This window comes from Mesorhizobium sp. M7A.F.Ca.CA.002.04.1.1 (genome assembly GCF_004022805.1).
Taxonomy (GTDB): Bacteria; Pseudomonadota; Alphaproteobacteria; order Rhizobiales; family Rhizobiaceae; genus Mesorhizobium; species Mesorhizobium ciceri.
The window spans coordinates 1-3,149 of the sequence record NZ_RZPL01000662.1 but is presented as its reverse complement, the minus strand read 5'-3'; the positions used below and the strand labels follow the sequence as shown (position 1 = coordinate 3,149).

At 62.4% G+C, this 3,149-nt stretch carries 4 protein-coding genes and 1 pseudogene; 4 read left to right on the top strand and 1 reads right to left on the bottom strand.

The window, feature by feature from the left end:
* From ENZ75_RS35350 to ENZ75_RS26310, 3 genes and pseudogenes are all read left to right on the top strand, one after another.
* Nucleotides 1-170: pseudogene (locus ENZ75_RS35350) on the top strand (muramidase); the annotation flags it as partial.
* Between the two features lie 226 nt (nucleotides 171-396).
* A complete protein-coding gene (locus tag ENZ75_RS26315) occupies nucleotides 397-1,005 on the top strand; it encodes a class I SAM-dependent methyltransferase (protein ID WP_063170216.1) in 609 nt (202 codons plus the stop codon).
* Nucleotides 1,006-1,123: 118 nt separating this feature from the next.
* Complete coding sequence (locus tag ENZ75_RS26310; RefSeq protein WP_224619575.1) at nucleotides 1,124-2,089, top strand: DUF3592 domain-containing protein; 966 nt, start codon at nucleotides 1,124-1,126, stop codon at nucleotides 2,087-2,089.
* 14 nt (nucleotides 2,090-2,103) lie between these two features.
* On the opposite strand, the gene ENZ75_RS26305 is transcribed toward ENZ75_RS26310, so the two are convergent.
* Nucleotides 2,104-2,463 (bottom strand): hypothetical protein, encoded by a 360-nt coding sequence (locus tag ENZ75_RS26305; protein WP_013532081.1) that lies wholly within the window; start codon nucleotides 2,461-2,463, stop codon nucleotides 2,104-2,106.
* Nucleotides 2,464-2,627: 164 nt separating this feature from the next.
* Here ENZ75_RS26305 and ENZ75_RS26300 point away from each other — a divergent pair, with 164 nt between their 5' ends.
* Nucleotides 2,628-3,149 (top strand): hypothetical protein, encoded by a 522-nt coding sequence (locus tag ENZ75_RS26300; protein ID WP_013532080.1) that lies wholly within the window; start codon nucleotides 2,628-2,630, stop codon nucleotides 3,147-3,149.

Here is a 3,149-nt window from a genome sequence, read left to right as displayed (position 1 = left end):
AGACAGCGTCAAAGGTCTATCCCGGTCGCAAATGGCTGTTCTGGCAGTATTCCGGCTCCGGCCTGTCGCACGGCGTCACTGGCCGCATAGACCTCAATGTCTTCCATGGCGACGAACGGCAATGGCGCGCCTGGGCCGGGGGCCGGCAGACGGTAGCCGACGCCAACTGAGACAAGCTATCAGGCTTGGCGTCGTTCGCTTTCTCGGGTGTCCGCCGATCCTCGACCTCTTCGCCGCTCCCTTCAGGACCCGCTCACGCGGCCTGCTTGACCAGCGTGCGCTGTCGGACCATTTCAAGCGCGATATCGGACTGCTCGATGGACACGCTTCCGCCGGCAGCATTCGCTGAGGAAAGTGCCTGGCTCTTTGACCAACAAGGACGCATGGGAGGAAAAGATGGGTGTGTCATCGGAGGCTCTGGCACAGAGCCGTCAAACGATCAGCGCTTACGAGGATTATGCGGAACAATATGATGCCATCGTGCGCCATGTTCCCAACGAGAGGGAGCAGGCATCGCTCAAGCGCCTGGTGGCAATCGCCGGCACAGGTGGCCGGATTTTGGAAGTCGGGTCCGGAGCCGGATACGATGCGGATTTTCTGGAAAATTTGGGCGTCAAGGTTCGGCGCACCGACGCCACCAAGCGGTTTCTCGAGCTGCAGGCCGCGCGTGGTAAGCATGGCGAGTTGCTCGATCTCATCACCGATGATCTCGGCGGCCCCTACGACGCGGTCCTTGCCCTATGCGTCCTGATCCACGTGCCTCGCGACCAGACCGACCAGGTGCTTGCCAAGATAGCCGGGTCGCTGCGCCCGGGCGGCGCCTTCCTCGTCTCGATGCGCAATGGCGACGGCGAGAGATCAGGCGAATATCACATGGTCTACTGGCGCAGGGACGACTTCGCCGCCCATCTCGAAGGCGCCGGGCTGGTCCTTATCAGGGACGATTTCAACGTCGGCCGCAATAGCGAAGAATGGAACACGTTCCTGGCCGTGAAGCCTGCATAACGCGGCGTGGGCTGTTGCCGTTTGCGCTGCTCAGCCTTTTCAGATTTGCGAAAATACAAGACATTGCCGCCGCCATGCTGTCTATGTGCGGGTTCCTGCACTCCTGGGGGGAGACGAGTTGGAACTCAAGATCATGCTTGTCGGCTTTGCCTGCGTGGTCGCGGGCGCGCTGTCGTTCATCACCTTCATGAAATGGCGAGAGGTGAAGGCACTCAGCCGCTGGCTGCCGACGCCGGGAAAGATCATCTCGTCGCGCGTCGAGGCACGCGAGGTCAGAAGCTCGGGCGTTGGTTCGGACAGCACTGATACGACCGAAATGCGCAATTTTCCGGCGATCACCTTCGAATACAAGGTCGGCGGCAAGAAATTTCAAAGCTCGCGCTACAGCGTGAAGGAGAATTTGGGGAATTTCGAAGTCACCGAAACCCTTGCCCAGTTTCCCCGCGGCGCGGAGGTGACTGTCTTCTACAATCCGGCCGATCCGAGCAAAGCCGTGATCGAGCGCACCATGCCCGAAGGCGCCTTCAAGTTCATGATCCAGCTCTCGGCCGGGCTGGTGGTCGGCGCGCTTGTGCTGGTGTTTTCCGTCGGCGGCGTCCTGGAGGCGATCAGGCCGCATTTGCCCAAGCCGCAAAACCTCGGCGCGGGAGCGCTGCTGCTGTTCATGGGCCTGTTTGCCTTGCGCATGGGCTTCGTCCAGAGATCGCTGGCCGAGCAGGCGGCAAAATGGCCGGTCACTGCCGGCCGCATCGATAACTCGGGCCTGCAGGCGCTCCGAAACCATTCTGGCCATGGTCGCTGGCGCACCGTCTTCAAATCCCGCATCGTCTACTCCTATGACGTCGCCGGCCAGCGCTACAGCGCCGATCGTGTGACCTTCGGCGGAACCGTGACGGCTTCGTTGCCCGGCCTCGTCGGCGGCCAGGCACGGCAGTATGTCGAAGGCAGCAAGGTCGACGTCCACTATGACCCCGCCAACCCCGGCTCGGCGGTGCTGGAATGCCGGGTACGGGGGCTCTGGCTGTTATGGATCTGCTCGGCAGGCTTTCTCGGTGGCGCCGCCTTTCTGGTCGGCCTGGTCTGAGGCGCCGGACGCCTTCAACAGCGGACGAGCGGTCCGCTGTCGAAGCCAGGCCAGGTGAACCGCAGCGTGGCCCCATGCCTGACGATATGGATGACACGCGCGAACGGCTCCTCGATCGACGGGTCGGAACCGTAGCATTGGCTGGCATGCACCACCCAACCGGTCGAGCTTTTGCGAAATGTCGCCTGCTCGCAGCCGAGATCGGGGAACGACAGCGACGCCTGGTCCACTGTGAACACAGTCTCGCGTTGGATGTCGGGAGCCGCGTGGCAGTTCAGCCTGTCGCTAGACCATGTCCCAACATAAGGCGGCGCCGCCAGCGCGGAGCCACCGGCGAATGCGGATATTGCCGTCGTCATCACCAAACGCCGCATCACCACTCCTTCGATCAGTGCGCTCGACCATACAGGCTGGTGGGATTTTGCGTGGACAAGTTTTGTCCAGGAGCGGACAAACGCCGCCGTTCCGGATTTTGCTATGCTTTTGCGCGGATGATGCGACTGTGCGGGCCGACTCAACGCTTTCCCAGAGACATTGGATGATCACCCGCATACTGGCCTTTTTCCTCCTGGGCCTGCTCGGCCCGATGCAGGCGGCCTTGGCAAAAGAATGCCTCCTGAGTCACGCCACCTATCAGGAGCCGCGCTCGGGTGCCGTCGTGCAATTCCGGCCGCTCGCCAACGAGCCGGCGGCGCTGACGGCCGAAGTGTTTTCGCTGGCCGTGCCCAAAGCCGGCACGAGCCTGCCCGCCGACATCACCTGGACCAACGGCAAGAATTCCTTCCCGCTCGGCACCATTCGCCACGCCTGCACCGACGACGACCGGGAAGGCGGCCTGCAGGACGGTAGCGGATTGTGCAGGCTATGGGAGGGCCAGGTCTATGCCTTGACCGGCGGCGGCGCCGAGCAGTTGAATTCGCGCGAAGCGACACCGGCGCCGAGAGGGCTGCTCTTGCCCGGTTTCGGCGTGGCTTTCACCGAAGGAGCCGATTTCGCCAATGCCAATCCAGGCGGTTCGGCCTGGGACGCCTTCATTTTAACAGGATGCAGCGATGAATAG

Bases quoted from the DNA above. Each gene is read 5' to 3' on its own strand.
- ENZ75_RS26315 (WP_063170216.1), top strand. From the start codon at position 397: ATGGGTGTGTCATCGGAGGCTCTGGCACAGAGCCGTCAAACGATCAGC.
- ENZ75_RS26305 (WP_013532081.1), bottom strand. From the start codon at position 2,463: ATGCGGCGTTTGGTGATGACGACGGCAATATCCGCATTCGCCGGTGGC.
- ENZ75_RS26300 (WP_013532080.1), top strand. From the start codon at position 2,628: ATGATCACCCGCATACTGGCCTTTTTCCTCCTGGGCCTGCTCGGCCCG.